This window comes from Thalassospira sp. MIT1004 (assembly GCF_001858545.1).
Classification (GTDB): Bacteria; Pseudomonadota; Alphaproteobacteria; order Rhodospirillales; family Thalassospiraceae; genus Thalassospira; species Thalassospira xiamenensis.
The window spans coordinates 223778-250548 of record NZ_MCAO01000042.1 but is presented as its reverse complement, the minus strand read 5'-3'; the positions used below and the strand labels follow the sequence as shown (position 1 = coordinate 250548).

26 protein-coding genes are annotated in these 26771 nt (G+C 54.2%); 11 read left to right on the top strand and 15 right to left on the bottom strand.

Translation table 11 applies throughout. From position 1 onward, the window contains the following. Nucleotides 1-272 precede the first annotated feature (272 nt). From BC440_RS15275 to BC440_RS15260, 4 genes are all read left to right on the top strand, one after another. Nucleotides 273-3683: a DEAD/DEAH box helicase gene (locus BC440_RS15275; protein ID WP_071240420.1), complete on the top strand. Its 3411-nt coding sequence runs from the start codon at nt 273-275 to the stop codon at nt 3681-3683. Between the two features lie 72 nt (nt 3684-3755). Further along, a complete protein-coding gene (locus BC440_RS15270; protein WP_175484497.1) occupies nt 3756-4751 on the top strand; it encodes an L-threonylcarbamoyladenylate synthase in 996 nt (331 codons plus the stop codon). A gap of 34 nt (nt 4752-4785) precedes the next feature. Then, nucleotides 4786-6201, top strand: coding sequence for an FAD-binding oxidoreductase (locus BC440_RS15265; protein WP_071240419.1), 1416 nt, complete (start codon nt 4786-4788; stop codon nt 6199-6201). A 39-nt stretch (nt 6202-6240) separates the two neighbouring features. Further along, entirely contained in the window at nt 6241-6990 is a 750-nt protein-coding gene (locus BC440_RS15260; protein WP_071240418.1) for a DUF4336 domain-containing protein, read from the top strand. Between the two features lie 52 nt (nt 6991-7042). Here BC440_RS15260 and BC440_RS15255 read toward each other — a convergent pair whose 3' ends face one another. From BC440_RS15255 to BC440_RS15235, 5 genes are all read right to left on the bottom strand, one after another. Further along, a complete protein-coding gene (locus tag BC440_RS15255; RefSeq protein ID WP_071240417.1) occupies nt 7043-7909 on the bottom strand; it encodes a 5'-nucleotidase, lipoprotein e(P4) family in 867 nt (288 codons plus the stop codon). Between the two features lie 192 nt (nt 7910-8101). Continuing rightward, complete coding sequence (locus BC440_RS15250; RefSeq protein WP_051682165.1) at nt 8102-8416, bottom strand: acylphosphatase; 315 nt, start codon at nt 8414-8416, stop codon at nt 8102-8104. A 23-nt stretch (nt 8417-8439) separates the two neighbouring features. After that, nucleotides 8440-8799: a DUF1244 domain-containing protein gene (locus tag BC440_RS15245; protein WP_071240547.1), complete on the bottom strand. Its 360-nt coding sequence runs from the start codon at nt 8797-8799 to the stop codon at nt 8440-8442. A gap of 16 nt (nt 8800-8815) precedes the next feature. Continuing rightward, a complete protein-coding gene (locus tag BC440_RS15240; RefSeq protein ID WP_071240416.1) occupies nt 8816-9562 on the bottom strand; it encodes an HAD family hydrolase in 747 nt (248 codons plus the stop codon). Between the two features lie 232 nt (nt 9563-9794). Then, nucleotides 9795-10871 carry an alcohol dehydrogenase family protein gene (locus tag BC440_RS15235; RefSeq protein WP_071240415.1) on the bottom strand — a complete coding sequence of 359 codons (1077 nt, stop codon included), beginning with the start codon at nt 10869-10871 and terminating at the stop codon, nt 9795-9797. A gap of 66 nt (nt 10872-10937) precedes the next feature. Between BC440_RS15235 and BC440_RS15230 the strand changes: the two genes are divergently transcribed. Next, nucleotides 10938-11480: a TetR family transcriptional regulator gene (locus BC440_RS15230; RefSeq protein ID WP_071240414.1), complete on the top strand. Its 543-nt coding sequence runs from the start codon at nt 10938-10940 to the stop codon at nt 11478-11480. Between the two features lie 113 nt (nt 11481-11593). Here the strand turns inward: BC440_RS15230 and BC440_RS15225 are convergent, their stop codons facing one another. From BC440_RS15225 to BC440_RS15215, 3 genes are all read right to left on the bottom strand, one after another. Next, nucleotides 11594-12283, bottom strand: a complete 690-nt coding sequence (locus tag BC440_RS15225) for a hypothetical protein (protein WP_071240413.1) — start codon at nt 12281-12283, stop codon at nt 11594-11596. A gap of 86 nt (nt 12284-12369) precedes the next feature. Further along, nucleotides 12370-14370, bottom strand: a complete 2001-nt coding sequence (locus BC440_RS15220) for an acetyl/propionyl/methylcrotonyl-CoA carboxylase subunit alpha (protein ID WP_071240412.1) — start codon at nt 14368-14370, stop codon at nt 12370-12372. Nucleotides 14371-14402: 32 nt separating this feature from the next. Beyond that, the gene (locus tag BC440_RS15215) at nt 14403-15935 is read right to left on the bottom strand and encodes a carboxyl transferase domain-containing protein (protein ID WP_007091463.1); all 1533 of its coding nucleotides are present in this window, start codon (nt 15933-15935) and stop codon (nt 14403-14405) included. Between the two features lie 307 nt (nt 15936-16242). On the opposite strand from BC440_RS15215, the gene BC440_RS15210 reads away from it, so the two are divergent. Beyond that, on the top strand, nt 16243-17220 hold the full coding sequence (locus BC440_RS15210; RefSeq protein WP_071240411.1) for an ABC transporter ATP-binding protein: 978 nt from the start codon (nt 16243-16245) through the stop codon (nt 17218-17220). 36 nt (nt 17221-17256) lie between these two features. Here BC440_RS15210 and BC440_RS15205 read toward each other — a convergent pair whose 3' ends face one another. Beyond that, complete coding sequence (locus tag BC440_RS15205) at nt 17257-17976, bottom strand: ATP12 family protein (RefSeq protein ID WP_247643581.1); 720 nt, start codon at nt 17974-17976, stop codon at nt 17257-17259. Between the two features lie 265 nt (nt 17977-18241). Here BC440_RS15205 and BC440_RS15200 point away from each other — a divergent pair, with 265 nt between their 5' ends. The 3 genes from BC440_RS15200 to BC440_RS15190 all read left to right on the top strand — a co-directional run bounded on the left by BC440_RS15200 (nt 18242) and on the right by BC440_RS15190 (nt 20925). Further along, nucleotides 18242-19264, top strand: a complete 1023-nt coding sequence (locus BC440_RS15200; RefSeq protein ID WP_063093731.1) for an ABC transporter substrate-binding protein — start codon at nt 18242-18244, stop codon at nt 19262-19264. Nucleotides 19265-19341: 77 nt separating this feature from the next. After that, nucleotides 19342-20136 carry an ABC transporter ATP-binding protein gene (locus tag BC440_RS15195; RefSeq protein WP_071240410.1) on the top strand — a complete coding sequence of 265 codons (795 nt, stop codon included), beginning with the start codon at nt 19342-19344 and terminating at the stop codon, nt 20134-20136. A gap of 18 nt (nt 20137-20154) precedes the next feature. Beyond that, a complete protein-coding gene (locus BC440_RS15190; RefSeq protein WP_007091468.1) occupies nt 20155-20925 on the top strand; it encodes an ABC transporter permease in 771 nt (256 codons plus the stop codon). A gap of 80 nt (nt 20926-21005) precedes the next feature. Here the strand turns inward: BC440_RS15190 and BC440_RS15185 are convergent, their stop codons facing one another. Further along, nucleotides 21006-21830 carry a dienelactone hydrolase family protein gene (locus BC440_RS15185; RefSeq protein WP_071240409.1) on the bottom strand — a complete coding sequence of 275 codons (825 nt, stop codon included), beginning with the start codon at nt 21828-21830 and terminating at the stop codon, nt 21006-21008. Nucleotides 21831-22109: 279 nt separating this feature from the next. On the opposite strand from BC440_RS15185, the gene BC440_RS15180 reads away from it, so the two are divergent. Then, complete coding sequence (locus tag BC440_RS15180) at nt 22110-22724, top strand: HAD family phosphatase (protein WP_037990956.1); 615 nt, start codon at nt 22110-22112, stop codon at nt 22722-22724. Between the two features lie 6 nt (nt 22725-22730). Here the strand turns inward: BC440_RS15180 and BC440_RS15175 are convergent, their stop codons facing one another. Together BC440_RS15175 and BC440_RS15170 are read right to left on the bottom strand one after the other, a co-directional pair. Further along, complete coding sequence (locus tag BC440_RS15175) at nt 22731-23216, bottom strand: SRPBCC domain-containing protein (RefSeq protein WP_071240408.1); 486 nt, start codon at nt 23214-23216, stop codon at nt 22731-22733. Continuing rightward, complete coding sequence (locus BC440_RS15170) at nt 23206-23904, bottom strand: HAD-IA family hydrolase (RefSeq protein WP_007091472.1); 699 nt, start codon at nt 23902-23904, stop codon at nt 23206-23208. The genes BC440_RS15175 and BC440_RS15170 overlap by 11 nt, the downstream gene beginning before the upstream one ends. Before the next feature lie 203 nt (nt 23905-24107). On the opposite strand from BC440_RS15170, the gene BC440_RS15165 reads away from it, so the two are divergent. Continuing rightward, nucleotides 24108-24380 (top strand): hypothetical protein, encoded by a 273-nt coding sequence (locus tag BC440_RS15165; protein WP_007091473.1) that lies wholly within the window; start codon nt 24108-24110, stop codon nt 24378-24380. Nucleotides 24381-24468: 88 nt separating this feature from the next. Here the strand turns inward: BC440_RS15165 and BC440_RS15160 are convergent, their stop codons facing one another. From BC440_RS15160 to BC440_RS15150, 3 genes are all read right to left on the bottom strand, one after another. Next, entirely contained in the window at nt 24469-25566 is a 1098-nt protein-coding gene (locus BC440_RS15160; protein ID WP_071240407.1) for an RluA family pseudouridine synthase, read from the bottom strand. Beyond that, nucleotides 25563-25955, bottom strand: a complete 393-nt coding sequence (crcB, locus tag BC440_RS15155; protein WP_007091475.1) for a fluoride efflux transporter CrcB — start codon at nt 25953-25955, stop codon at nt 25563-25565. The genes BC440_RS15160 and crcB overlap by 4 nt, the downstream gene beginning before the upstream one ends. A gap of 101 nt (nt 25956-26056) precedes the next feature. After that, entirely contained in the window at nt 26057-26584 is a 528-nt protein-coding gene (locus BC440_RS15150) for a DUF1499 domain-containing protein (protein ID WP_051682309.1), read from the bottom strand. Between the last annotated feature and the right edge of the window lie 187 nt (nt 26585-26771).

The following is a 26771-nucleotide window of genomic DNA, read 5'->3' as shown; positions in this document are numbered from 1 at the left end:
TATTTCTTGCTATACGATCCTTATCGCCACACAACGTGTTGGTGACGTAAATAGCCGCCGGAATCACGGCGACGCGGTCCGGGTCACTGCTGCAGGGCGACCGCCGGGCTAGAGCGTAAAATGGAGCCGCCATCCTGATGGCGGCTCTGCGCTGTTTGATGTTAAGTTCCCCCAGAACATATCTTTCCCAATTTACGTGAAATGCATTGCGAAAATCATTTCAGTTGCATTAAATGAAATGCATAAATCCTATAATAGAAGATCTGTGTTTCATGCCTCGTGATCAAGTTTCCCCGAATGACGAACTGGTGCTCGATGTCCTCGAATACTGGCACAAGATAGAATTTTTCATTCCTTATGACCTTAAGTCTCAGATCGATCAGGCCAATGCCCAAGATACACCCGCACGACGGCTTGATATCAATCATGGGGCAACGGCACTCGAAGACTTAAGAAAAACGGAACTGACACCTGATAAATCAATCGGTGGGTACAGACTTTTCATAGGCGTTTTCGATAAAAGTGAAGTCACGTCACTGTGTAAGGAACTCGTTCCAGCGGAAAGCAACGAAGTCCACCAGACAGATGATCAGGAACGTGCCGAGATCGAGGGGGCAACCTGCTTCGCAAAAATCAAACTGTCTTCTGAAGGCGAACCAAGTTTTGAAGACATAGAGGTTTCGACCTTGCCTTGGGCGCTTGGGAAAACCCGCAAATACGGCTTGGATTTTCTATCAACCGCCAACTTTGAATCCGATTGGCGAAGTCTCGAAACACAAATTTATAACTTTCGTTGCAAACGGGATGAAGCATTCCGGAAGCGCCAAGACAAAGATGAAAACCTTAAAACAAACAGTCTTCAGTTCTTTGAGATCGTTGAGCTTTCTAAAATCTTGACTGACTGGGCAGACTTTACACCTTTGGCAGAAAATGATCTTGCTTTCATCGAAATGTGGATCAAGGAAAAACGGCCACAAAAAGAAAAAACAGGAACTGAAAGCCCTTCAAGCACAAACAATGAAAATGACGAGGAAGACGATGACGATGAGCAAGCAGATCAATCAACCGAAATTGGCATTCTGAACAGCTTCTTCATCCGAGACATCGAGCGTTCATCATCGGACGTTCGCCATAAGCCTGACGAAGAAACCAACCTTCACAAGTATATAACCTCAGATGTTTCTGATAATAGAACCAACCTTTTTGAGGCTGATGGTCAAAAGGCAATCATCAAACACCTGTCTCCAACCATGAACGTTGATGGTCGCTGGTTTGATGAGCCTCATCATATGATGAGCCTTATGCAGCAATTTTCGATTAATGCCGCATTTGTTGATCTTCAAGAGAGCGGCATATTTTCGGTTAACGGGCCGCCGGGTACAGGCAAGACGACTTTGCTACGTGAAATGTTCGCTGAAAACATTGTCCGAAGAGCAAACGTTCTTGCAAACCTGAAGCATGCCGATGATGCGTTTGAAAGAGACCCTATTCGGACTTCGAACAGCCAATACTACAAACTGAAACAAGACCTGACCGGATTTGAGATGGTTGTTGTCTCAACCAACAATGCCGCTGTCGAAAATATTTCCCGCGAATTGCCCCAATCTGGATCACTTGGCAAATTCTGGAATGAAGGCAAGGCCCCGGAATATCTCAAGCCCATCGCATATAACGTTGCGGCCAAGATCAATGACCATAAATTCCGTCAACTCCCCGATAAAGAAATACCTTGGGGTTTGGTTTCTTGCGTTCTCGGAAAAGCAAAAAACAGATCGAGTTTTCAGGAAACGTTTCTGTTTTCAGCGCAGGATGTTTATCCAAAATTTAAACCACAAACAAAGGCACAAGGCCTATGGGATTGGCTTAAAACTTATGCAGGTGCCTCATTTTCAGAAGCTCGCAGCCAGTTTCATCAGAAAAAAGATAACGTCAGAGCACTCAAAGAAGATCTCTCGTGTTATGAAAACTTGATAGAACGATTCGGAGTAACATCGCTGGAAACATTCGTGTCGGCAGCACAAGAAAAATGCGAAAGCGCCGAAAAAACATATCACGTGCGTATCCAGGAAAAGACCGCACTTGAAGAAAGTATCAAGCCACTTACATCCACGCTCCAGACTCTGAAAGAGCAGGAGCGATTGCTTGACCGGGCCGCGCCAGCATGGTGGGAAAAGCTGTTCGCAACATCAGCGGCACGGCGTCACAAAATTGATGTGCGGCACAATGCCAACGAGCAACGTCCTTTATCTGCCAAAATTGCCGCCATCAATCAGGAGCTATCGGCAATCATCGCGCCAGCTATTGCAAAGGCAAAAGATGACTTCGAACACGCTAGACATGAGCTTGAAACAAGAAGGTATGAATGGGAACAGGCGCAAGAACAACTCGAGCAGTTCAAAAGCAAATACCCTGATATTACAGTTCCTCAGGCTTGCTCTGAAATTGAACAAGAAAGTTTCCAGATTGGCGGGCTTTGGCACACTGAAGAACTGGCAAAGGCACGATCAGAGCTTTTTCAGGCTGCGTTATCACTTCATGAGGCTTGGCTAGCTGAGGTCGGCCGCAAAGATGACAGAGGGTCGGGGCCATTCAGAAGTAATATATTCCTTGTCTCGCAAATGCTTAAACAACCCCGCAGCATCACAAACCGCGAGGATGTTTTAGCTCTTTGGCAAAGTCTGTTCATGATGGTGCCCGTTGTATCAACGACCTTTGCCTCATTCGGAAATCAGTTTTCGTTCTTGGGTAGAAACTCTTTGGGTTGGGTATTTATTGATGAGGCCGGACAGGCACCCCCCCAGGCTTCTGTTGGTGCATTCTGGCGCGGAAAGCGTGTTATTGCGGTCGGAGACCCACGCCAGATCGAACCTGTTTTCACCGTTCCGACAACTTTGATCGAAGCGTTGTCCAAACAGTCACACCATACAGAAGGTGGTGTTTTTGCACCGAACCAAACATCTGTTCAGGAGTTGTCGGATAAAGGGAACCGATTTGGTGCCTATGTCGATAACGGAATGGGTAACGAGATATGGATTGGCAGCCCTTTGAGAGTCCATCGTCGATGCATCAATCCAATGTTTTCCATCGCCAACAGGATTGCCTATGAAGACAGCATGGTCTTTGGTTTAAAGAGCCATAGAAAAGAACAAAACATTTCGATTGCCCAGGACAGTTGCTGGATTAATGTAAAAGGGAGCGTTCGAGGCAAACAAACAGTTGATGCACAGGTATCTTTCGTCACGAAAATGATTGAAAGTATCTCGATTAACGGCGATCTCCCACAGGATGTTTTTGTCATCACTCCCTTTAAAGAAATCCGCCAAAATCTTGTTAAAGAACTAAATGAAAAAATCCGAAAACCAAGGCGCCTTAAAAAATCACAATTTGATAAGTGGTGTAAAACATCAGTCGGCACCGTTCATACCTTTCAGGGGAAGGAAGCCGCGATTGTGATGTTCGTCCTTGGCGCAGATCATGAACATGACGGGTCTGCAAAATGGGCTGCGTCAAAACCAAATTTACTGAACGTGGCACTAACACGTGCCAAGCAACGCATATTCATTGTTGGTGACCCAGATCTTTGGGGACAGCAAAAATACTTCAGTACAGCCCTAAAGGCTCTTCCGAAGGTTGGTGAAAGCGAATTTATGGAAAGGCTGAATGTACAAGAAGAACAACTTTAGACGTTCTTCCTTGTCTTACAAACACATCATCGCTAGGTATTTCATAGAGCTATATTTTTTATGGAATGCTTGATGTCCCCGGCTTTGACGATCCGCCCCTATTCCGAAGGTGCCCTGACGCAGGCCGCGGCCAAGTTGCGCGCGGGCGAGCTTGTCGCCTTTCCGACCGAAACGGTTTACGGGCTGGGAGCGGATGCGACCAATGACGATGCGGTGGCGGGCATTTTTGCAGCCAAACAACGGCCAAGCTTCAACCCGCTGATCAGCCATTTTCCTGACCGCGATGCCGCGGCCCAGCATGCAGTTTTTGATGCGCGGGCAGATAAGCTTGCCGATGCGTTCTGGCCCGGTGCGCTGACGCTTGTTTTACCAAAGCGTTCCGACAGCAATGTATCGCAATTGACCACCGCCGGGTTGCCAAGCATTGCGGTGCGTGTGCCCGCACATGAAATGGCGCGCGCATTGTTGCGCGCGGTCGGCCGCCCGATTGCAGCACCTTCGGCCAACCGGTCCGGCCGGATCAGCCCGACGACAGCCGCCCATGTGGCAGCATCCCTTGGCAAGGCGATTGGCATGATTCTGGATGGTGGCCCATGTGGGGTCGGGCTTGAAAGCACGGTGATTGATCTGACCACCGACCGCGTCGTGATGCTCCGCCCCGGCGGGATTACCCGCGATCAGGTGGCAGAGGTTCTGGGCACCGACGTTGTCATGGCCGAAACCGATGACAACGCGCCCAAAAGCCCCGGCATGCTGACCAGCCATTATGCCCCGGGATTGCCGGTGCGGCTGAATGCGACGGCACCGGATCAGAAGAAATACGGCCATGAAATATTACTGGCATTCGGGGATTGCGTGACCAAGGGGTTTGACAAGGTCCTGTGGCTTTCGAAAACCGGCGATGACCGCGAGGCAGCCGCCAACCTGTTTGCCAAACTGCACGAAGCCGATCAGAAGCGGTTTGACGGGATCGCGATTGCGCCGATCCCCGATACCGGTCTTGGGCTTGCGATCAATGACCGGATGAAACGCGCCAGCGCGCCGCGCGCCCTTCATCCGACCCCGTAATTCTTCCAACCTCAGCCGAGCGGAAAACAGCCCCATGCACATCCTGCCCGCCAGCGCGATCAAGGAACTTCAGGATGCCCTTGGCCCGAAAGGCTGGAGCATGGAGGCCGATATACTGGCCACGCACAATGCCGAGGCACGTGGCAAGTTTGCAGGCGACGCGGGCATGGTGCTTTATCCCGCCAATACCGATGAAGTCGCCAAATGTGTCGCGATCTGTGCAACCCATGGCATTGCGATTGTGCCCCAGGGCGGCAATACCGGGCGATGCGGCGGGGCAGTTGCCAATGCGGCAGAGGTCATTTTAAACCTTCGCCGGATGAACCGGATCATTGATATCGATGCGCGCGATTTTACCGCCACCGTCGAAGCCGGTGCGATCCTGCAAACTCTTCAGGAAGCTGCCCTTGAGCGTGATCTGATCTTCCCGCTTAGCCTTGGGTCGGAGGGAACCTGCCAGATTGGCGGTAACCTTGCGACCAATGCCGGCGGGTTGAACGTCATCCGGTATGGCAATACCCGCGATCTGGTTCTGGGGCTTGAGGTTGTTCTGCCCGATGGCAGCGTGTGGAACGGGCTTTCGAAATTGCTCAAGGATAATACCGGCTATGACCTGCGCGATCTGTTTATCGGGGCCGAAGGGACGCTTGGCATTATCACCAAGGCGAGCTTGAAACTGTTTCCCAAGCCCCGCCATGTCGCGACCGCGTGGGTTGCCGTCCCCGGACCGGATGCGGCTCTTGACCTTCTGGCACTCGCACGGCGCGAAAGCGGTGATGCAATTGCCGCGTTCGAACTGATCTGCGGCTTTGCCCATGATATGACGGTGGCACACCTGCCGGGGCTATCCGCCCCGCTTGCCGCCCCTTCGGACTGGTATGTGATGATCGAACTGACCTCGTCACGGCCCAAGGATGACCTGAACGAGGTCCTAAGCGACCTTCTGGAAGCCGCCCTTGAGGCCGGCCTTGCCAGCGATGCGGCATTGGCGCAGTCCGAAGCCCAGCGCGCCAATCTTTGGGCGATCCGCGAAGGCATCCCCGAGGCGCAAGGTTTTGAAGGCGGCAGTATCAAGCATGATGTATCGGTCCCGGTTTCCAGGGTGCCGGAATTGCTTATGCGTGGCATGGCAGCCGCCGGGGATCTGATCCCGGGCATTCGTCCCTGCCCGTTTGGCCATGTTGGCGATGGTAATATCCATTTCAACTTCACCCAGCCGGTCGAGATGGAAAAACAGGCATTTCTCGATTGCTGGGAAACACTTAACCGTCTGATCCATGACATTGTCGCCGATCTTGGCGGCTCCATCAGTGCCGAACATGGCATTGGCAAGCTGAAGCTTGATGAACTCGTGCGCTATGCCAGCCCGGAAAAGATGAAGCTTTTGCGTGTGATCAAGGACGCGATTGATCCCGATGGTATGCTCAATCCCGGCAAGATCGTAAAATAAACCACATCATGGGCGCCCCCAACCCCATAAAGGTCTGCGATGTTTTCGATTGATACCTATGATCCGCTGAATGTTCCCAAGGCTGTTGGGGACGAAATCTGGATCATTGACGGCCCGGTGATCGGGTTTCAGTATCTCGGCATGAAATTGCCGTTTCCGACCCGGATGACGATCATCCGGCTGGCGTCCGAGAAGCTGTTTATCCATTCACCGATCCGCTTGACGGCAGAGCTTAAGGCCAGTGTTGATGCACTGGGCGAAGTTGCCTGTCTGATTGCGCCCAACACCATCCATTATGCTGGGGTGCCGGAATGGCAGGCGGCCTATCCGGCGGCGCAAAGTTTCTGTGCGCCCGGTGTGATCAAGCGGGCGAAGTCGGTCGACATGACGGTATCGTTTGACGCCGAACTTGCCGATACTGCCGAACCGGAATGGGCGGATGAAATCAAACAGCTGATGGTACGCGGCGGCTATTTGTCCGAGGCGGTATTTTACCATCCGAAATCCAGAACGCTTGTCCTTACCGACCTGATCGAGAATTTCGAGGCGCACAAGATCAAAAGCCCGATCTGGCGGTGGCTGGTGCGGATGTTTGGCTCGATGGACCCGGATGGATGTGCGCCGCGTGATATGCGCATGACCTTTGCCGGGCATAAGGAAAGCCTGCGCAAGGCAGTCGATCAGATGATCGACTGGAACCCGGAACGGGTGATTATGTCGCATGGTCGCTGGTATGATCACAACGGCACAGCCGAGCTTAAACGCGCATTCCGCTGGGTCATGAAATAAGGGGCGCGCCGATCATGGCACGCCCCCTTTCTACCGTCAGATGCGAAAGAAATTATTCTTTCGGGCCCGACCAGCTATTGAGCGCGTCAAGCTTGTCCTGACGGCGGGCTTCGGGGGATTTTTTCCAGTCATTGCCAAATGCCGCGGATTCCCATGATCCATAGGTCGGGTTTGGCAGCATGAACCAGCGTTCCCCCCAATAGGTCGCGTATTTGTCCATGACTTCGAGGCGTTCGTCGATGGTGCCATCGATATCGTCGGTGAAATCGCCGAAGTTATCGCCAAACATCATGATGACGCGGAAATCCGCCGCCACCGCTTCGCGGCGGGTGGCCTTGGCCGAACCCCATTCTTCCTTTTCACCGCGCACCATCACATGATCCGCATCAGCATAAGGGAAGCCATATTCCTGCAGGTTTTTGATGGTCGCGGCTTCTTCGGCGGCCTTGCGGTTGGTGACATAGAAGACTTCAACGCCCTTGTCGGCCGCGGCCTTGGTCAGTTCCAGCGCGCCCGGCGTCGGGGTTGAAATCGCGTCTTCGACAAATGCCGCCCAGGTTTTGGAGCTGTAAGACGTATTGGCCGTCACAACCCATGACTGATAGGCCGAGTTATCCAGAACGGTTTCATCAACATCAAGGATGATCGCGGGTGGCTTGGCCGAATAATTGCCATCCTGTTCAAGGGCCGCGGTCCAGTCATGATCGCCAATCGCGGCATCGAGAAGACGCTGCGCGCCTGCATAAACCGAAAGGGCGGTGGTTTTGTATTCGACCGAGGTCTGATACCAAAGCGAGGCATTCAAACCGTCATTCTGTGCCGGTTCCTGTGTAGCCTCCTGAGCCTGCGCACCAAACGCGCCAAAGGCCGAACCCGCCAGAAGAACAGCAACGCCAAATGATTTCGTCGTCAATTTCATGTTTTATTCTCCCTGTTTGGTTCCCGATCCGGCCATCGCACACCCGATACGCAAAACAGCGATCTGACCAGCCGGACAGGATCGCAAGAGCATGCCACCGCACCGCACCAAAGAAAAAGCCTTTTTCTGCATAGGGGCGGAAAAAGGCTTTGATCGCGATTGGATAAAGGCGCCAATCCGGCGGCCCGGCAATCAGGCCGTCGGGCGTTTTTCAAAGGTGGTGAACCCGTCTTCAAGGCCGGGTTCTTCATGCACGCGGGTGACATTCGCATGCGTCGGGCCATCATGGCAGGCCGCAATCATGGATTGCACCCCGGCCACCGGGCCGCAAAACAGCGCCTCGACCGTACCATCCGCACGGTTGCGCACCCAGCCGGTCAGATCGCGTTTACGCGCTTCCTCCACCGTCCAGGCACGATACCATACGCCCTGCACCCGGCCTTCGATCCGGGCAAGGACGGAAATGTTTCCGGTGCCGGTTTGCGGATCGGGTTCGGTGGTGGTCATGGCAACATCCTTTGATGTGATGTTTACTTCGCGCCGGGAATATTGGCGTGCAGATGGGCGGTATCCTGAAACTTCTGTTTCTGTTCCGCTGTTGCCGGGGCCTGATGATTGTCTTTCCATTGATCATAGGTCATGCCATAGACCACCTCGCGCGCACCGTCATAATCCATAGGCACATCGCGTTCACGCGCTGCCGCCAGATACCATTTGGCAAGGCAGTTGCGGCAAAAACCGGCAAGGTTCATCAGATCGATATTCTGCACATCCTTGCGGTCCTGAAGATGCTGCACAAGGCCGCGAAAGGCGGCGGCTTCAAGTTCCAGCTTGATTTGCGGATCAAGCTTTGCCGCCGGGCCATTGGCAAGGGATGCCTCGGTCGACATTTCCGAACCGGCGCAATCAGACATTTTCCATACTCCCGACCCTGCCATAGGCTGGCAGGTCCTGTTCAAGTTTTTCGATATTTTCCGGGACCTCGGCAATGCTTTCGACCGTCACGAAATGATCATTGTCGATTTCGGTCTGATCGACCATTTCATGGACCCAGGTGATTTCATAGGGAATGTGGATCGCCGACCCGCCACACGCAAGCACCGGCAGGATATCGGACTTCAACGAATTGCCGATCATCACGGCTTCGGACGGCTCAACCCCATAGCGACCAAAGATATTGCGATAGGTCAGCGGATCTTTTTCCGAAACGATTTCAACACCGGCAAACAGGCTTTCAAGCCCGGAACGCTCGATTTTAAGCTGCTGGGCAATCAGATCACCCTTGGTGATCAGGACGATCTTGCGATCAGACTGTTTGACATAATGGCGCAGCACCTCTTCGGCCCCGTCAATCAGACGGGTTGGCGCGCGCAGCATGGATTTGCCGATTTCGGCCAGTTCATGAATGTCGGCAGCACTTATTTTCTTGTCGGAAAGCTCAATCGCGGTTTCGATCATCGACAGGGTAAAGCCCGTGATGCCGTATCCATAGATCGATAGGTTGGCCAGTTCCGCCTGATAGAGGCGATCATTGACCGTATCAGCATCGACATAGTGGGAAAGCATTTCGCGCAGGCGGATATGGGCATCACGAAACAGCGGTTCGTTATGCCACAGCGTATCGTCGCCATCAAAAGCAATCAGTTTATACATATTCACGCCTCGTTTCTTGTTCTTGGATGGCCTTGCAGAAAGCACCCGGCCTCAATCCGCGACCATAAGTCAGCCGGAAATCCCCGTAAAGCCCCGTTTCCTGTATTTAATATGCGCAATAACTGTTCGAAAGGGGTTGCAAACCCGTCCAATCGAACAGGTATGGAACAAAAACGCCGGGGGAATGTTCCCCCGGCGCGTTTCCCGGCCATCTCTAGGTGGCCCCCCAGCCCTAGCGGACAAGAATACCGATCTTGCCGATATGCGATTTCGCAACGAATGCTTCCTGTGCCTTGGCGAGATCGCGAAGGTCGTAAACTTCCGCGACCAGCGGACGAATTTCACCCTTTTCGATATATTTCACCAGATCGGTGAAAACGCGATCTTCCTGATGGGTGCAGCCATAAAGTGTTAAATCCCTAAGATAAAGCGTGCGCAGATCAAGTTCGACAATCGGCCCGGCGATTGCCCCGGCCGTGGCATACCGACCGCCCGAAACAAGAGTTTCAAGCAGTTCGGGCCAGCGCGGCCCGCCGACCAGATCGATCACGACATCAAAGCGGTTGCGCGGCAATTCATCTGCACGGTCAAGAACCTCATCCGCGCCAAGATCACGCAGGGCCTTGGCCTTTGACGCGCTTGACACCGCAACGACATAGGCCCCGCGCCGCTTGGCAAGCTGAATGGCCGCCGAACCAACACCGCCGGATGCCCCGGTTACAAGGACGCGTTCCGCCCCAAGGCCTGTGCGCTGGATAATCCCCTCGGCGGTTGAAAACGCGCATGGGAAGGATGCAAGATCGGTGTCCGACAGGTCCGATTTGATGGCAATCGCGTTTTTATCCGCGACCACGGCATATTGCGCAAAGGCCCCGTTCGTTTCGCTGCCGAATGTTTCGACCCGGTGTGTTCCGTCCTCGTTGGGAACGGATTGCAGGGCACGGACCAGAACACGCTGCCCAAGGCGCGCGGGATCAACACCCTGCCCGAGTGCGACAATCGTGCCGCAACAATCAGCCCCCTGAATATGGGGAAAGGCCAAAGTACCGCCCGACCAGGTGGCATCGGCAAGGGCATCCTCGCCAAAACCGGCATCGCTGCCCTCGCTTGTGGCGCCGCGAACGGCCTTTGAATACCAGGCGATGCGCGTATTGATATCGGTATTGTTGACCGAAGACGCACCGACCTTGATCAGGGCCTGCCCGGCTTCGGGGGTTGGCGTTTCCAGGTCTTCGCGCCATTCGAGCTTATCAAGCCCGCCATGCCCGGTCAGGACGACGCCATGCATTTTTGTCGGGATATCGGTCATTGGTTACTCCATGTAGAACGATTACTCTACTTGCCAAGGTAAAGGGAACGTTCTACATTTGTCAACATGACGGATACAAAACTGAAAATCGCCGCCGGTCTTGAGCGGGCCTTTGCCAAGGGCGGCTTTGCCGAACCCAGTGTTGACGACCTGCGCGAAGCCGCCGATGTCAGCCTGCGCACGCTCTATAAATACACACCTTCGCGGGCCGATATGGTGCATCTGGCCCTTGAACATCGCCATCAGCGCTACATTGATTTGCTGTTTACCGACCTGCCCGAAGCCCCCGACAGAGCCCTCTCGGCAATCATTGATCGCGTCGGTGTCTGGATGGAAACAGAGGCAAGCCACGGCTGCCTGTTCCACGCCGCCGTTGCCGCATCACCGGGCGATCAGGTGCTGCGCGATTTGCTGGCACGCCACAAGACCGAGGTCGCCACCAAAGTCGCCATCGCCACAGGGCGACAGGGATACGAGATAGAGCTTAACCTGATCCTTGAAGGATTAACGCAAAGCTTCACCCTGCACGGAGCAGAAGCCATTGCCGCAGCGAAGCGTCTGGCGGGCGGGCTTCCGTCATCCATCAGCACCTCAAACACCATTCCTTAAATTTGATTTGCACAGAATGCATCAAGACAGCACCAGCTGGATCAGCGGAAAACCAAAGGCAGAGACATAACCTGCCAGTGCTTATATATCTGCCGCCATCAAATACGATGCGTCTATAGGGGTATTGAAATCGACCGTGGCAGACGGTTGATATTGGACGCAGAAAGTTCTTTTCCGCGAACTTTTGAAACCCTGATCAGGGTAATCAAACTAGGCCATCGATAATCAGACCCCGGCCCAACATCCTTCGCCAAATGATTCCATGTATTAGAAGGCATACAAAAATGAAGGCCATCAATCCCGGTCTCTAGCGCTTCTTTGACAATCCTATTAACAAGCGAGGTGTGGTCTTCTTTGGTTTTATCTGGGGCTATCATTGGAACTACAAAAGTTAGACTGGCTTGAATTGTTGTATTACTGTTTCGCTTAGAGTCATTATCGCCATTTAAGAGCCATTTTTTCACAGAACCTGTGTGATATCTGAATTTGATCTTCTTTTGCTTGACCTCAAATTCAATTGCCTTTGGCCCTGCTTTTTCAGCAATGTAAATGTCACAGCGCCCGGCAGCTTCTTCCTTTGGGTCAGTGCGATGGGTCTTTACCGTAACGTACTCTTCCATTGCGAGCAAATCAGCTTGCCACGCCGCCCCCTGCAAAAGAGAAACCGTCGCTCTTTCATTGAAATAATATGGCAGTTCCTCCCGATTAAAAGCTTCCACGTATTGTTCAATATTTTTTTCCAGTTGCAGGAAGGCGGGCTCCAAAAAAGACAGTCTTTTATTTAGACGCAGCGCGTTCGTCATAATACAATCCTCAAAACAAAAAAGGGCGCAGCAACCATAAGTTGCTACGCCTTTTCTGGAAACATTATATTATGCAAACCTAACTATTATTCGTCCTTCTCGAACTCGATGATGATCGCATCGACCGACAGGTTTGCGCCCTGCTCGGCGTGGATTTTCTTGACCACGCCTTTGCTTTCGGCCTTGAGCACGTTTTCCATTTTCATCGCTTCAAGGATGCAAAGTTCCTCGCCCGGCTGGACGGTCTGGCCTTCGGTCACCGATACCTTGACGAGCAGCCCCGGCATCGGGGACAGCAGGAAGTTTGACATATCCGGCGGGGCCTTGAACGGCATCAGTTTTTGCAATTCGGCGACACGGGGCAGCATCACCTTGAAGCTGCGCTGGATGCCATTGGCCGACAGGCGATAGCCAACACCTTCGACGTCGATCTGCACACAGACCGGCGCACCGTCGATGTCGCCGACAAACATCGCATCGCCGATTTTCCAGTCGGATGACACGCCATAGCTGCGATCCCCGATGGCGACGATGTAGTCATTGTTAACACCGTCAATTTCGATATCGAACGCGGTGTGATCATCACCCGATACCGCGACCCAGCTTTCGGCAACCTGCAACGGATGATCGCTGACCTGTCCGGTCACGCGCGCATTGCGTTCGGCCACCCGCTGATTGAGGTATCCGGCAACAACCACCAGCATCGCCGGATCATCATTGGGCAGATCATCAGCAGAAAAGCCGTCGGGATATTCTTCGGCGATGAAATTGGTGGTGATATTGCCCGACTGGAACCGTTTATTGGCCATAACGGCGGCAACAAACGGGATATTGTGCGAAATGCCGCGGATGTAATAGGCATCAAGGGCGGCCCGCATTTCCGCAATCGCATCATCGCGGGTTTCGCCATACGTCACCAGTTTTGCGACCATCGGGTCGTAATACATCGAAATCTCGCCGCCTTCGAACACACCGGTATCAACACGCACGGATGCACTTTCAGCCGGCGGCTGATACCGCACCAGACGCCCGGTGGAAGGCAGGAATTCGCGGAACGGATCCTCGGCATAAATGCGGGTTTCCATCGCCCAGCCGGTCAGCTTGACGTCATCCTGCGCGAGCGTCAGTTTTTCGTCATTGGCGATGCGGATCATCCATTCCACAAGGTCCTCGCCCGTCACCAGTTCGGTCACCGGATGTTCGACCTGAAGCCTTGTGTTCATTTCAAGGAAGTAGAAGTTCTTGTCTTTGTCGACGATGAATTCCACCGTCCCGGCGGAGCAGTAATTCACCGCATGCGCCAGTGCGACGGCCTGTTCGCCCATGGCCTTGCGGGTTTCGGGATCAATAAAGGGTGACGGGGCTTCTTCGACGACCTTTTGATGGCGGCGCTGGATCGAACATTCGCGTTCGCCAAGGTAAATGCCATGCCCGTGCTTGTCGCACAGCACCTGAATTTCGATATGGCGCGGCTCTTCGACGAATTTTTCGATAAAGACGCGATCATCACCAAACGAGCTTGCAGCTTCTGACGTGGCACGTTCGAAGCCTTCGCGGCATTCGGCGTCATTGCGCGCAATGCGCATGCCCTTGCCACCACCACCAGCAGATGCCTTTAACATCACCGGATAGCCGACATCATTGGCGATTTTGATCGCCTCGTCGGTGTCCTTGATCACGCCCATATAGCCCGGCACGGTTGAAACACCGGCTTCCGCAGCGATTTTCTTGGACGTGATCTTATCGCCCATCGCGGCAATCGCGCCAACCGGCGGGCCGATGAAGGCGATTTTGGCGACATCAAGCGCCTTGGCGAATGCCTGATTTTCCGAAAGGAAGCCATAGCCGGGATGGACGGCCTCTGCCCCGGTCGATTTGCAGGCATCGATGATTTTATCAATCACCAGATAGGACTGGTTGCTCTGTGCCGGGCCGATATGCACGGCCTCGTCGGCCATCTGCACATGCAGGGCATTTTTATCGGCGTCGGAATAAACCGCCACCGTGGCAATGCCCATTTTGCGGGCTGATTTGATCACGCGGCAGGCAATTTCACCGCGGTTGGCAATCAGGATTTTCTTGAACATAAAGGTGCTCTCCCCAATGGATTGTCGCGGCGTTAAAGCGGAATATTGCCGTGTTTGCGGGCCGGGTTCTTGATGTCCTTGTTGCGCAGCATCGCAAGCGACTTGCAAACGCGCCTGCGCGTGCCATGCGGCATGATGACATCGTCAATGAAACCCTTGCGCCCCGCGACAAATGGGTTTGCAAATTTTTCACGGTATTCTTCGGTGCGGGCCTCGATCTTTTCGGGGTCGTTCATATCGGCCCGGAAAATGATTTCCACCGCGCCCTTTGGCCCCATCACCGCGATTTCGGCTGTCGGCCAGGCATAGTTGACATCACCGCGCAGATGCTTGGACGCCATCACGTCATAGGCCCCGCCATAAGCCTTGCGCGTGATGACGGTGACCTTTGGCACCGTCGCCTCGGCATAGGCATAAAGCAGTTTGGCACCGTGTTTGATGATCCCGCCATATTCCTGTGCGGTGCCCGGCATGAAGCCCGGAACATCGACAAAGGTGACAATCGGAATGTTATAGGCATCGCAGAACCGCACAAACCGCGCGGCCTTTTTCGAACTGGCGATATCAAGACATCCCGCCAGAACCATTGGCTGATTGGCAACGATACCAACCGTGCGGCCATCCATGCGCGCCATGCCGATGATGATGTTTTTGGCGTGATCGGGCTGAATTTCATAAAAGTCGCCTTCATCGACGACCTTTGTAATCAGTTCCTTCATGTCATAGGGCATGTTGGGATTTTCAGGCACCAGCGTATCAAGCGAGAAATCATCGCGCATGATCGGGTCTTCGCACAGGCGGGCGGGCGGTTTTTCCTTATTGGATAGCGGCAGGAAATCCATGAAACGACGGGTCTGCAACAACAGATCAACATCGTTTTCAAACGCCAGATCGGCCACCCCGGAAATGCTGGTATGGGTCATCGCCCCGCCGAGTTCCTCGTGGGTGACTTCCTCGTGCGTGACGGTTTTGACCACATCGGGGCCGGTCACGAACATATAGGAACTGTCCTTGACCATGAAAATGAAGTCGGTCATGGCCGGGCTATAGACCGCCCCGCCCGCACATGGCCCCATGATCAGGGAAATTTGCGGGATAACGCCGGATGCCTCGACATTGCGCTGGAACACATCGGCATAACCCGCAAGGCTTTCGACACCTTCCTGAATACGCGCCCCGCCGGAATCGTTAAGCCCGATCACGGGCGCGCCGACTTTCATCGCCTGATCCATGATCTTGCAGATCTTGCGCGCATGGGCACCCGAAAGCGCACCGCCAAATACGGTGAAATCCTGCGAAAAGACGAACACCAACCGACCATTGATCGTGCCATGCCCGGTGACCACGCCATCGCCGGGAATGCGGTTTTCGGGCATGCCGAAATCAACGCAATCATGTTCGACAAACATGTCCCATTCTTCGAACGAGCCCTCGTCAAGAAGAACATCAAGCCGTTCGCGCGCGGTCAGCTTGCCCTTGGCATGCTGATTGTCGATGCGGCGCTGACCGCCGCCCATGGCCGCCTCTGCGCGTTTGACTTCGAGCTTGGCGATAATATCCTGCATATTGCGTGATCCTTATTTTGGGCCGCCCGGAATGCATTCATGACGATGGTCATGCCGGTGATGCAATCTGAATGATGAATTGAAATAGCATTATTCGGTACTGGAATGCCAATTATTTTTCACAGTCTGGTGCAAGAACAAAATGGTGTGCAAACACCTGATTTCCCTAACGTCATTGCGATATGTAAGGACGGGCTGGACTAAAGTCTAGAAGCAGGTCGGCAAATACCAATATTCAGAACAAGCCGGGCACCAAACGGCTTCTGGCGCGTTAAGGCCTTATGATATCCATCAGAACGGTCATTTCATGAAGCTGTTTCGCATCCGCCCGCACGAGCCGAAATCCACCGGCGATGATCGCCCTGCGCAATCCTTATGGCGTTATATCTGGCTTATGAGCGGCCGGCACCAGATCGTTGTCTGCCTGATTGCCATATCGGTTGCCGTCCTTGGCATTGTGCCGCTGGAACTGCAACGCCGCCTTGTCGATGATGCGATCAGCAAACAGGATATGTCGCTTCTGACCGTGCTGGCGTTGATCTATCTAGCGGTTGTTGTGGTGCATTCGGCGGCCAAATTCATGCTTCGGATGTATGAAGGCTGGCTCAGTGAAAGTGCGATCCGCCACAACCGCCACCATCTCAGCCGCCTTTACGCCGAAGACCGCACCGGCAATGGCGAAGGCGAAAACGGCCGGGCGGTATCAATCATCGGATCGGAAATCGAAAAACTGGGCGGGTTTGTGGGCGATGGATTGTCGCAGCCGGTCGTGAATGCGGGGATGCTGATTTTCGGGATCGGCTATATGGTCAGTGTCGAGCCGATCATCGGGCTGATCGGCATTCTTGCCCTGATCCCGCAAATCGCGCTGGTACCGGTCATTCAAAAACAGATCAACCGGCTGATTGAAAAGCGCGTGGAAAAAATGCGCGAAGTCAGCGACGAACTAAGCGAACTCCACCCCGGCGAAGATGACGATCACAAGGAACTTCTGGACCCGATCCATCGCGGCATCAGTTACCTTTATAACAACCGCATGTGGTTTTTCATCCTCAAGTTCGGAATGAAAACCCTGATCAATCTGCTTAATGCGCTTGCCCCGCTTTCGGTGCTGATTGTCGGCGGCTATCTTGCGATCAGGGGCGAAACATCGGTCGGGATTATTGTCGCGTTCATTTCCGGTTTTGACCGGATGTCATCGCCAATGCGCGAATTGCTGTCCTATTACCGGATGGCGGCACAGGCCGCCGTACAGCACAGAATGATCGCGAAATGGATGAACTGACGGGATCGCATCACGCCAGATCAGGTCGGCAAATGCCTATTGCCGACCGATAAGATCAAGATACCGCCCCGCGGCCAGCAGTTCCGCGCGATGACGTTCGCGGCGTGCAACCGCCTCGGCATCAGCACCCCAATGCTCGATGGAATAGCTTTCATCAAGCTGGGAAACCTCAAACGCCTGCTCGGCACTGATCCGGTCGCGCAGGATCGCAAGCCCGATGATCACCGATCCCGACACCGTTGTCAGGGTGTGAAGGGCTGTCAGGTAGTAATCATCAAGCGCCTCGATCTCGTCCTGAATACGCAGAAGAGCTTCGTCTTCCTGCGAGATCGGCATGACACCTTCGGTCACTTTAAGCGACACACCCAGTTCATGATGCGCCCAGTCAAGCAACGGCTGCCATGCTTCGGCCTGCTGGCGGACAAGGTCATCGGGGAAGGATGCGCGATAGCATAACAGGTCAGACCGGCCAAATCCGGTCAGTTCCGCAATCACGCCAAACCGGTGCGGGCGCACGCGGTCAATCGCGGTTGCGGCCAGTTGCATGATCGGCATCGTGGTCGGCAGAACCTTTTCCCCCTGCGCATCCCATTCGGCCGCAATTTCATGCGCCAGCTGTTCCGCCGGCAACACGAATTCGGCCTTGGACGGCGATTTTACCGGCCTTCCGTCCAGATGGATACGCCAGCCCTGCGCATCTTCGTCGCGCACGGCTTCGGCTTTTTTGTAAAAACGTTTGATCGATTTTGTAAGCATAATGGCGATATGCCCAAATCCGTTTCCATGTGCAAGCGATTTGATTGGACCGCCATGTTCAAAGGCGATTATCAAGAATTTATGTATAATTTTTGATCAATTTACCCCATTGACCATTTATTAAACAACCGTACTCTGCCCGTAACAGTCCCTTCATATCAGGAAAACCGACAAAAAAGGGATTTGGCACAGGCATTGCTGTGCGATCAGGGGTATCATTCGGTCAATGGGTCGTCAAAAAGACCCGAAACAGGAGGCTTCATTAATGGTGAGACTTAAAGCGCGGCTACTTGGCGCGACCGTCGGCATTGCCGTTGCACTTGGTGCGCAATCCGCCATGGCCCAGATGGCGATCAAATTTACACTCGACTGGAAATTCGAAGGCCCGGCAGCCCCCTATGTGCTGGCCAAGAAAAAGGGCTATTTCGCCGACGAGGGCCTTGATGTAACGATTGATTCGGGCAACGGATCGGTCGGTTCGATCACACGCGTTGCCAGCGGCGCCTATGATGTCGGCTTTGCCGATATCAACTCGATGCTGGAATTCAATGCATCGAACCCGGATCGCGCGATGAAGTCGGTCTTCATGGTTTATGACCGCCCGCCGTTTTCGTTGTTCATGCTGAAAAAAAGCGGCATCACCAAGCCCGAAGACCTGATTGGCAAGACGCTGGGCGCGCCGGTTTTCGATGCTTCGCGCAAACTGTTCCCGGCCTTTGCACAGGCAACCGGGCTTAAGCTTGACGATGTCAAATGGGAAAGCATGGACCCGCCGCTGCGCGAACCGATGCTGGTGCGTGGTGACGTTGATGCGATCACCGGTCACTATTTCACATCAATCCTGAACCTTCAGGCACAGGGCATTTCCAAGGACGATCTGACCGTTTTCAAATATTTCGATTACGGCATGGATTTCTATGGCAATGCGATGATTGCATCACCCGACATGATGGAAAACCATCCGGAAGAACTGCGTGCATTCCTGCGTGCGGTCGTAAAGGGATGGCGTGATGCGATTGCCAACCCCGAAGAAGCCATTGCGGCCCTTAAGGATACCGATCCGCTGATTGACCCGGCCCTTGAATTGCAGCGCCTTCAGATGACGATTGATGACAATGTCGTCACCGAGGTAACGCTTAAAGAAGGCATGGGCCAGATCAAGACCGACCGCATGAACAAGGCGATTGACCAGGTCAGCCTGGCATTTGGCATTGAAAACAAGCCAACCGTTGCGGACATCTTCACCGACATTTTCATGCCCGGCGATAAAGACCGGATGCTGAAATAACTGGCACGCCAGACCACGCAAACGGGGCCGGGCAAACCGGCCCCGATACATAATAAATCATCAGGATACGCAGGGGGATGACTGCCGTGTCGAAAAGCTTTGTCGAACTCGACAATGTCCGGCTTCGTTACAGCGAAGGTGACGATCTGGCATTGGAAACAACAAACATGAAGATCAACAAGGGCGAATTCATTGCTGTTGTCGGACCTTCGGGATGTGGCAAGTCATCGCTGCTGAAACTGGTATCGGGGCTGATGCCGCCCAGCGAAGGCACGGTTATCGTCGATAACAAGGAAGTTTCCGGGCCGCTTAAGATCGTCGGCATGGCGTTTCAGAACCCGACCCTTCTGCCGTGGCGAACGACCCTTGATAACGTCCTGCTGCCGATGGAAATCGTCAAGCCGCATCGCAACCGCCTGCGCAAGCACCGTGCCGAATATGAAGACCGCGCGCGAAAGCTTCTCGCCAGTGTCGGGCTTGCCGGGCACGAAGACAAATACCCGTGGGAATTGTCAGGCGGGATGCAGCAACGCGCGTCGCTCTGCCGGTCATTGATCCATGAACCCGATCTTCTGATGCTCGACGAGCCGTTCGGTGCCCTTGATGCCTTCACCCGCGAAGAGCTTTGGGACATCCTGCAAAATCTTTGGATGGTGCGGCCTTTCACCGTGATCCTGGTGACCCATGATCTGCGCGAAGCAGCCTATCTCGCCGATACGATTTATGTGATGTCCAAGCGCCCGGGTACGATTTTGGTCCAGCGTGAAAACACCCTGCCCCGTCCGCGCGATCAGGAAACGACATTCACGCAGCCCTTCACCGATCTGGTCCACGAATTGCGCAGTCACATCCGTGACGTGCGCGCGGCATAAGGGAAGGTTGAAAGCATCATGGCCAAGAAAAAAGACCTGTCCAAAGCCACCCCCTGGATCAGTGCAATCGGGCTTTTCGTGATCTGGGAACTGATTGTCCGGATTTTCAATATTCCGGTCTATATCCTGCCGACCCCGTCGGAAAGCATCATGGTCGGCTGGGATTTCCGCGGTGCGATCTGGATGCATGCGGTTCATACGCTTTATACGACCCTGGCGGGCTTTGCCATTGCGGTAGTGTTTGGTGTGGTTCTGGGCGCGCTTGTCGGGTCCAGCAAGGCGGTTTATGACGCGGCCAACCCGCTTCTGGTCGGGTTCAATTCGGTGCCAAAGGTGGCACTGGTTCCGGTCCTTGTCATGTGGTTTGGCATCGGTACGGTGCCCGCGATCATCACCGCATTCCTGATTTCGTTTTTCCCGATTGTCGTCAATGTGGCAACCGGGCTGGCAACGCTTGAACCGGAATTGCGCGATGTGTTGCGGTCCCTTGGCGCGACCCGGCGCGATATTCTGGTCAAGGTCGGCTTCCCTCGCGCCATGCCGTATTTCTTTGCATCGCTCAAGGTTGCGATCACGCTGGCCTTTGTCGGTTCGGTGATTTCCGAAACCGTCGCATCAAACCTTGGTGTTGGCTATCTGATGTTGTCGGCATCGTCTAAATTCAACATGCCGCTGGTGTTTGCCGGGTTGCTGGTGATCGCGGTGATGGGGATTGCGATGTACGAGCTGTTTAACATCATCGAACGCCGGTCCACCAAATGGGCCAATCGCGGAAATCCGACCAATTAAGAGCGTCGTCGCACCGCTTGGGCACGCAAAAGGCCGGGAAAACCCCGGCCTTTTGATGTTCTGGCGATTGCGATAAAGCCTTAGGACAGATGGGCGTCAAAGAAACCCATCGTGCGTTCCCACGCCAGTTTGGCATCCTCGGCGTCATAACGGCCGCCGGTCGGATTGGCAAAGGCGTGATCGGCTTCGTACCAGAAAATCTGATAGTCGGCTTTCCCGGCTTCCTTGAGGGATTCCTCGAACCCGTTGACCATCGATTTGTTGATGCTTTTATCAAGGGTGCCGAAATGCCCCATCAGCGGCGCGTTCAGGGTTGAAACCTGCTCGGCGGTCTTTTTGACATTGCCGTAATAGACAACAACCGCATCGACATCGACGGCAAGCGCGGTATTGAGCGACCAGCCACCACCAAAGCACCAGCCAACCGTTCCCACCTTGCCGGTTGAATCCTTGTGATTTTTAAGGAATTTGACGGATTCCTGCAATTTTTCGGTGGCAATCGCCGGATTGACCGCCGACATCAGCGCCTTTGCCCCGTCGGCCGAGGTTGCGGGCGGCTTACCATACAGATCAACCGCAAGCGCGATATAGCCCTGCTTGGCATATTCTGCCGCAACCGCGCGGATCTGATCATTCAGCCCCCACCATTCATGGATCAGAATGACGGTCGGGGCCGGAAGGGTTGCCGGCATGGCGATTTCGGCGGTCATTTTTTCCCCGCCCGGCGTGGTGATGGTCACGGGGGACAATGTCGATCCGGCGGCATGGGCCAAAATCGGATCGGCCAGAATAACCGCAAGCGGCAAGGCAACCGCGCCTTTAAGGAACAGACGGCGATCTTCATCCGTGGCCTTCGGCGGCGGGCCGAGATGGTCGTTTACGCCACATCCGTCAAGCGTGCACATATTCAAGCCTCCTCTGTCTTGTTACGATCAGGCGTTTTATCAGGTTGTATTTGATATGATGCTCTTCGCGTCATCATTTCGCAAGAAGCGAAGAATTTGCAAATCACGCGCGCGTCATAAATCCCTGTCACCCCAAAGAGTACGCACTCAAACCCGTTACAGATCAACCCTTTGTACCGCCATCCTGGCAATTGTCATGCAAATGTCCCCTTGCCCTGTCTGCTGTTGCCTGCTTTAACAGCCAAACGTCGATCCCGTTCCCAATCATCCGAGGAAATCATGCGTACTATCGAAACGGTTCTTTTTGATCTGGGCGGCGTTCTGGTCGATTGGGATCCACGGCATCTGTATCGCAAGATTTTCAAAGATGATGCCGAAATGGAACGTTTCCTGACAGAAATCTGTCATCCGCACTGGAATTTCCTGCATGACAAGGGTGCGCTTCGCTTTGCCAAATCGATCCCCGATCTTCAGCATCGCTATCCGGAATATAGCGACCAGATCGCGGCATGGATGGACCGCTGGCCGGAAATGATGAAGGGGTCGATTGACCGCACCGTTCATATTCTTGAAGAACTGAAATCACGCGGCAATGTGCGTTTGTTTGCGCTGACCAACTGGTCGGCGGATACCTGGCCGCATGCGATTGAACGGTTCGGTTTCCTAAGCCATTTCGAAGGCATTCTGGTATCGGGTCAGGAAAAACTGGCCAAGCCCGACCCGCAGATTTTCGATCTGACCGCCGCGCGGTTCAAGCTTGATCCGCGCGAAACCCTGTTTATCGATGACAGCGAAAAGAACATTCAGCAGGCGCGCGAAATGGGCTTTGCCACCCACTGGTTCCGTGACCCGATCCGACTGCGCCGTGACCTGATGGAATATGGCCTGCTTTAAAAGCAGTCAGTGGCGCTTGGCCGTCAGGTAATTGGCAAAGCACTGTTCGAAAACATATTTCCAGCCGCTTTCATAGCCGTCGCGGACCATCGGGGCGATTTCGCCCAGATTTTTCCAGTCCCAATGCTTGAGCCGGATCACACAGCGGCCAAAGGCATTCTGTTCGAACGTGACACTGATGCGGGTATAGGCCCCCTCTTCCCAACCGGGATGCCAGGTAAAGGCAATATGCTCGCCCACCTGCCAGATATCGACAGTGCCCCAGACCACCGGATCGCGGCCTTTGGCATGCTCGACAATCCTGCCGCCAAGGCCCGGATTGATTTCGACCGATTTGCAGTTTTCACGCGCCAGCGAATGGCTGTCGGTCGGCCACCAATTGCCAAAGCCATTGGTGAATGCCTCGAACGCGTATTCCGGTTCGACCGGAACGGTGATTTCCACCCGGATCGGTTTCAGATCGTCATCTTTGTGATCGGCTTCAGGCAGCATCGCGGCCAGTTCCCCACATGGTTTCCAGCAATCCGGGCAGTTGATCGAAATGATCAATCACGGCATGCGCCCCGGCCTTGTTCAGCGTTTCAATATCGTGATACCCCCAACTGACACCAATCGACAGCATCCCCGCCGCCCGGCCCATTTCGATATCATAGGCGGTATCGCCAATGATCACCGCATTGGGCGCATCCACGCCGGTTTCATCCATGGCGGCATGCAACATCGACGGGTGGGGTTTGGACGGATGATTGTCGCATGTCTGAAGGGTAACGAACCGGCCTTCAAGTGCGTTGCGCGCCAGCACGGCATCAAGTCCGCGGCGCGCCTTGCCCGTCGCAACCCCCAAAAGCCAGTTGCGCGTATCCAGTGCGGCCAGCATTTCGCGCACACCGGGGAAAAGCGGCTCGTAAAAATCCGGGGTCTGGCGCAATTCAAAGAATGCCGCCTTATAGGCCGCGGTGACGCCTTCAATAATTGCGTCATCGATCATGCCCGGTGCTGCAAGCTTGCGGATCGCTTCAGGCAGGCTCAGACCGATGATGGTACGTGTCTTTTCAAGGCCGGGGCAATCAAGGTCATGTGCGGCAAAGGCATGATCCATGCAATGCGCAATCGCATGCTGGCTATCAACCAGCGTACCGTCACAATCAAAAACCACAAGCCTGAGCGGATCGTTCGCCATCAAAAGTCATCCAGTTCTGTTCATATCGCGGCGGAGATTATTCCAAAGTCCGCCAAAGATCGAGTCTCTAGCCCATGCAAAGTCGACGCATTTTTTGCTCTGCGGCAAGCAATGGAAACCAATGGTAAATTTAAACACACTTCCGAACACCCCAAGGTAGGATTAGGATGATCCTGTTAGCACGCAAACTGCGGAGGCTGAACATGCTCACACTTCGGGACTGCATCGATTTCAGCGATCTGAGCGAGGAGGAAATCCTCGCGATTGCCGAGTGTGAACACATCCCCCTTCTGACCGCCCTTGAGGAAGGCGAAAGCATGGTGCACACCCCACGGGGGCGCAAACGGATTGCTATTATGATCAAAAGCCAGGCGGAAATGTGCGAACGTACGGGAAATACGGTCCACGCCCAACATCTGCGCCGGGTTCATGATGCGTTTATCAACCGCTTCGACAAAATGGTCGCGCGCCCTTAAAGATCGATTGTCATCAACGCCGTTGACAGGGACGAAAAAGCCGACGCACTGCGTCGGCTTTTCGCGTTTCGGACACTGACCGCATCCGTTATCTTTTACGCAACCGGGACGGCTTTGCCTTGGGTTTCGGTTTGATTTCCTTTTCCCGGTGGATTTCCGGCGTCAGGAATTTGGTCGGCGTTTTCGGATCAAAGTTCAGCGCTTTGATGGTTGCACTGAAATGTTCGGGCACCGGGGCTTCGATCACGACGCGATGGCCGGTCACCGGATGGGGAAAGTCAATCGCGCGCGCATGCAGATGCATCTGGTTTGACAGACCATCCATGAATGCTTTGGCCCCGCCATATTTCCCATCGCCAAGGATCGGGCATTCCATCGCCTGACAATGCGCGCGCAGCTGGTGGGTACGACCGGTCAGCGGCGACAGGGCAAGCCACGCCGCACGACGACCGGCACGGGCCAACTGACGATAGATCGTCTGGGCGGATTTGCCTTCTTTTTCGTCGATGACCATCTTTTCACCGCCCTTGCCGCCATGTTTGGCAAGCGGGGCATCAATCAGACCTTCGCGTTCATCGGGCGCACCCGATACAATCGCCCAGTACAATTTCCGCGTGGTCTTGTCCTTGAATGCCTTGGTCAGGGCATTGGCCGCCGATGCCGAACGTGCAAGCAACAGCACGCCGCTGGTGTCCTTATCAAGACGATGCACCAGTTTCGGGCGTTCCTTGCTATCAAGCTTTAACGCATCAAGCATGCCATCAACATGAAGGTCGGTATTGGTCCCGCCCTGCACCGCCAGACCGGCGGGCTTGTTGATCGCCAGAACCACCTCGTCATAGAAAATGACGGAATCGCGCAGCGCCTGAAGTTCTTCCTCGGTCGCGTTCGATTTGGCCGGGCCGGATTTTACATGCTGGGCCGCATTGGCCGCATCGTAATTGCCCTCCGCCCATGGCCCCATACCGCCGCCCGACATGACCGGCGCGGGGGGAACACGGACTTCCTGACCAGGCTCAAGGCGCTGACCGGCCTTGGCACGTTTGCCATCAACACGGATCTGACCACCCCGCAGGAACTTCTGAACCTGCCCAAAGGTAAATTCCGGGCAGTTCCGTTTGAACCAGCGATCCAGCCGCATTTCGGCTTCGTCATTCTTAACCTTGCGCAGAGTGACGCCACTCATTGCAGAACTCCCCTTACCAGCGCGATTGCGCCGAACAATGCTGCGATGCCAACGCAGACCGAAACCGCGACATAAAGGCCCGAAAGGCCGATATTACCGCGTTCATATAAGGTCGCGACATCGAGCGAAAAAGTCGAAAACGTTGTAAACGCCCCCAGAAAGCCGGTCACAAGGAAGGCCCGCATTTCAGGACTGAGCGACAGCTTGACCGCCGAAAGCTCGATCAGAAGTCCCATCAGGAAGGAGCCGACGATATTGACCGTCAAAGTCCCCCATGGAAATCCATGACCAAGTGTCGCGCCCATCAGGGCCGAAACACCATATCGGGCAACCGCCCCGATAGCCCCGCCCAATGCGATGGATGCGATAAACAACGGTGAAAATTGCATGGCGCGGAACCTAGTCTTTCAGTTCTGAAAAGTCACGTGTGAAAACATCATGGGCGGGTCGCATTCCGTTACACCAACCAAACCCCGTCGCAAACGAACAATCAGTTCTGCGGCGCGGCCTGCCGGCCAATCAGGGCGACGGTTGCCGCCATCCATGATTTCAGGCGTTTTTCGTTCTGGCCGAAATCGTCACTGCCATAGACGGATCGGGAATAGGCAAAAACGCGGCTGCCGCCATTTTCACCGGGAATGACCTTGACATCAACCCAGTCGGGAAAACGGAAAACAGGCGTCCGGGCAAGGAAGCGCAATTCAAGCGCCAATCCATTCCCCTCGACAAGTTTCATGCCTTGTGCGCCCGCGGTTGCCTGCAAGGCGGTTGCGACGGTATCGGGCGATGCATCGAATACCGGGCTTGGCACGTTGCGATCGGTCGATGGGCAGGCATCCGGCGGGCAGACCAGGAAATAGGTCGGTGATTGCGGCAGGTCGATATCCGGTCCCAGACTGATGTCTGCCGGCTCATCTGCCATCAGCATACTGTCGAGCAATCCGCTGAAACGGATTACGGCAAATGTCAGTCCGCCGACAAACAGAAGCCATGCCAGTACAATCGCTACGCGTTTCACAAAAATTCCCCGTTCCCGTTTTGCGTGCCCTGCTGTAACGCAAGACTCCCTAAATACCGGTTAATTCCTGTAATTCGTCAAGTTAACAAATACGAAAATGCCCAAACGAGATGCTCGTTCGGGCATTTTTGGGAAACCAATGGACCGCAACGGGGGGGGATGGATTGCGATGATCGATTTCCCGCGG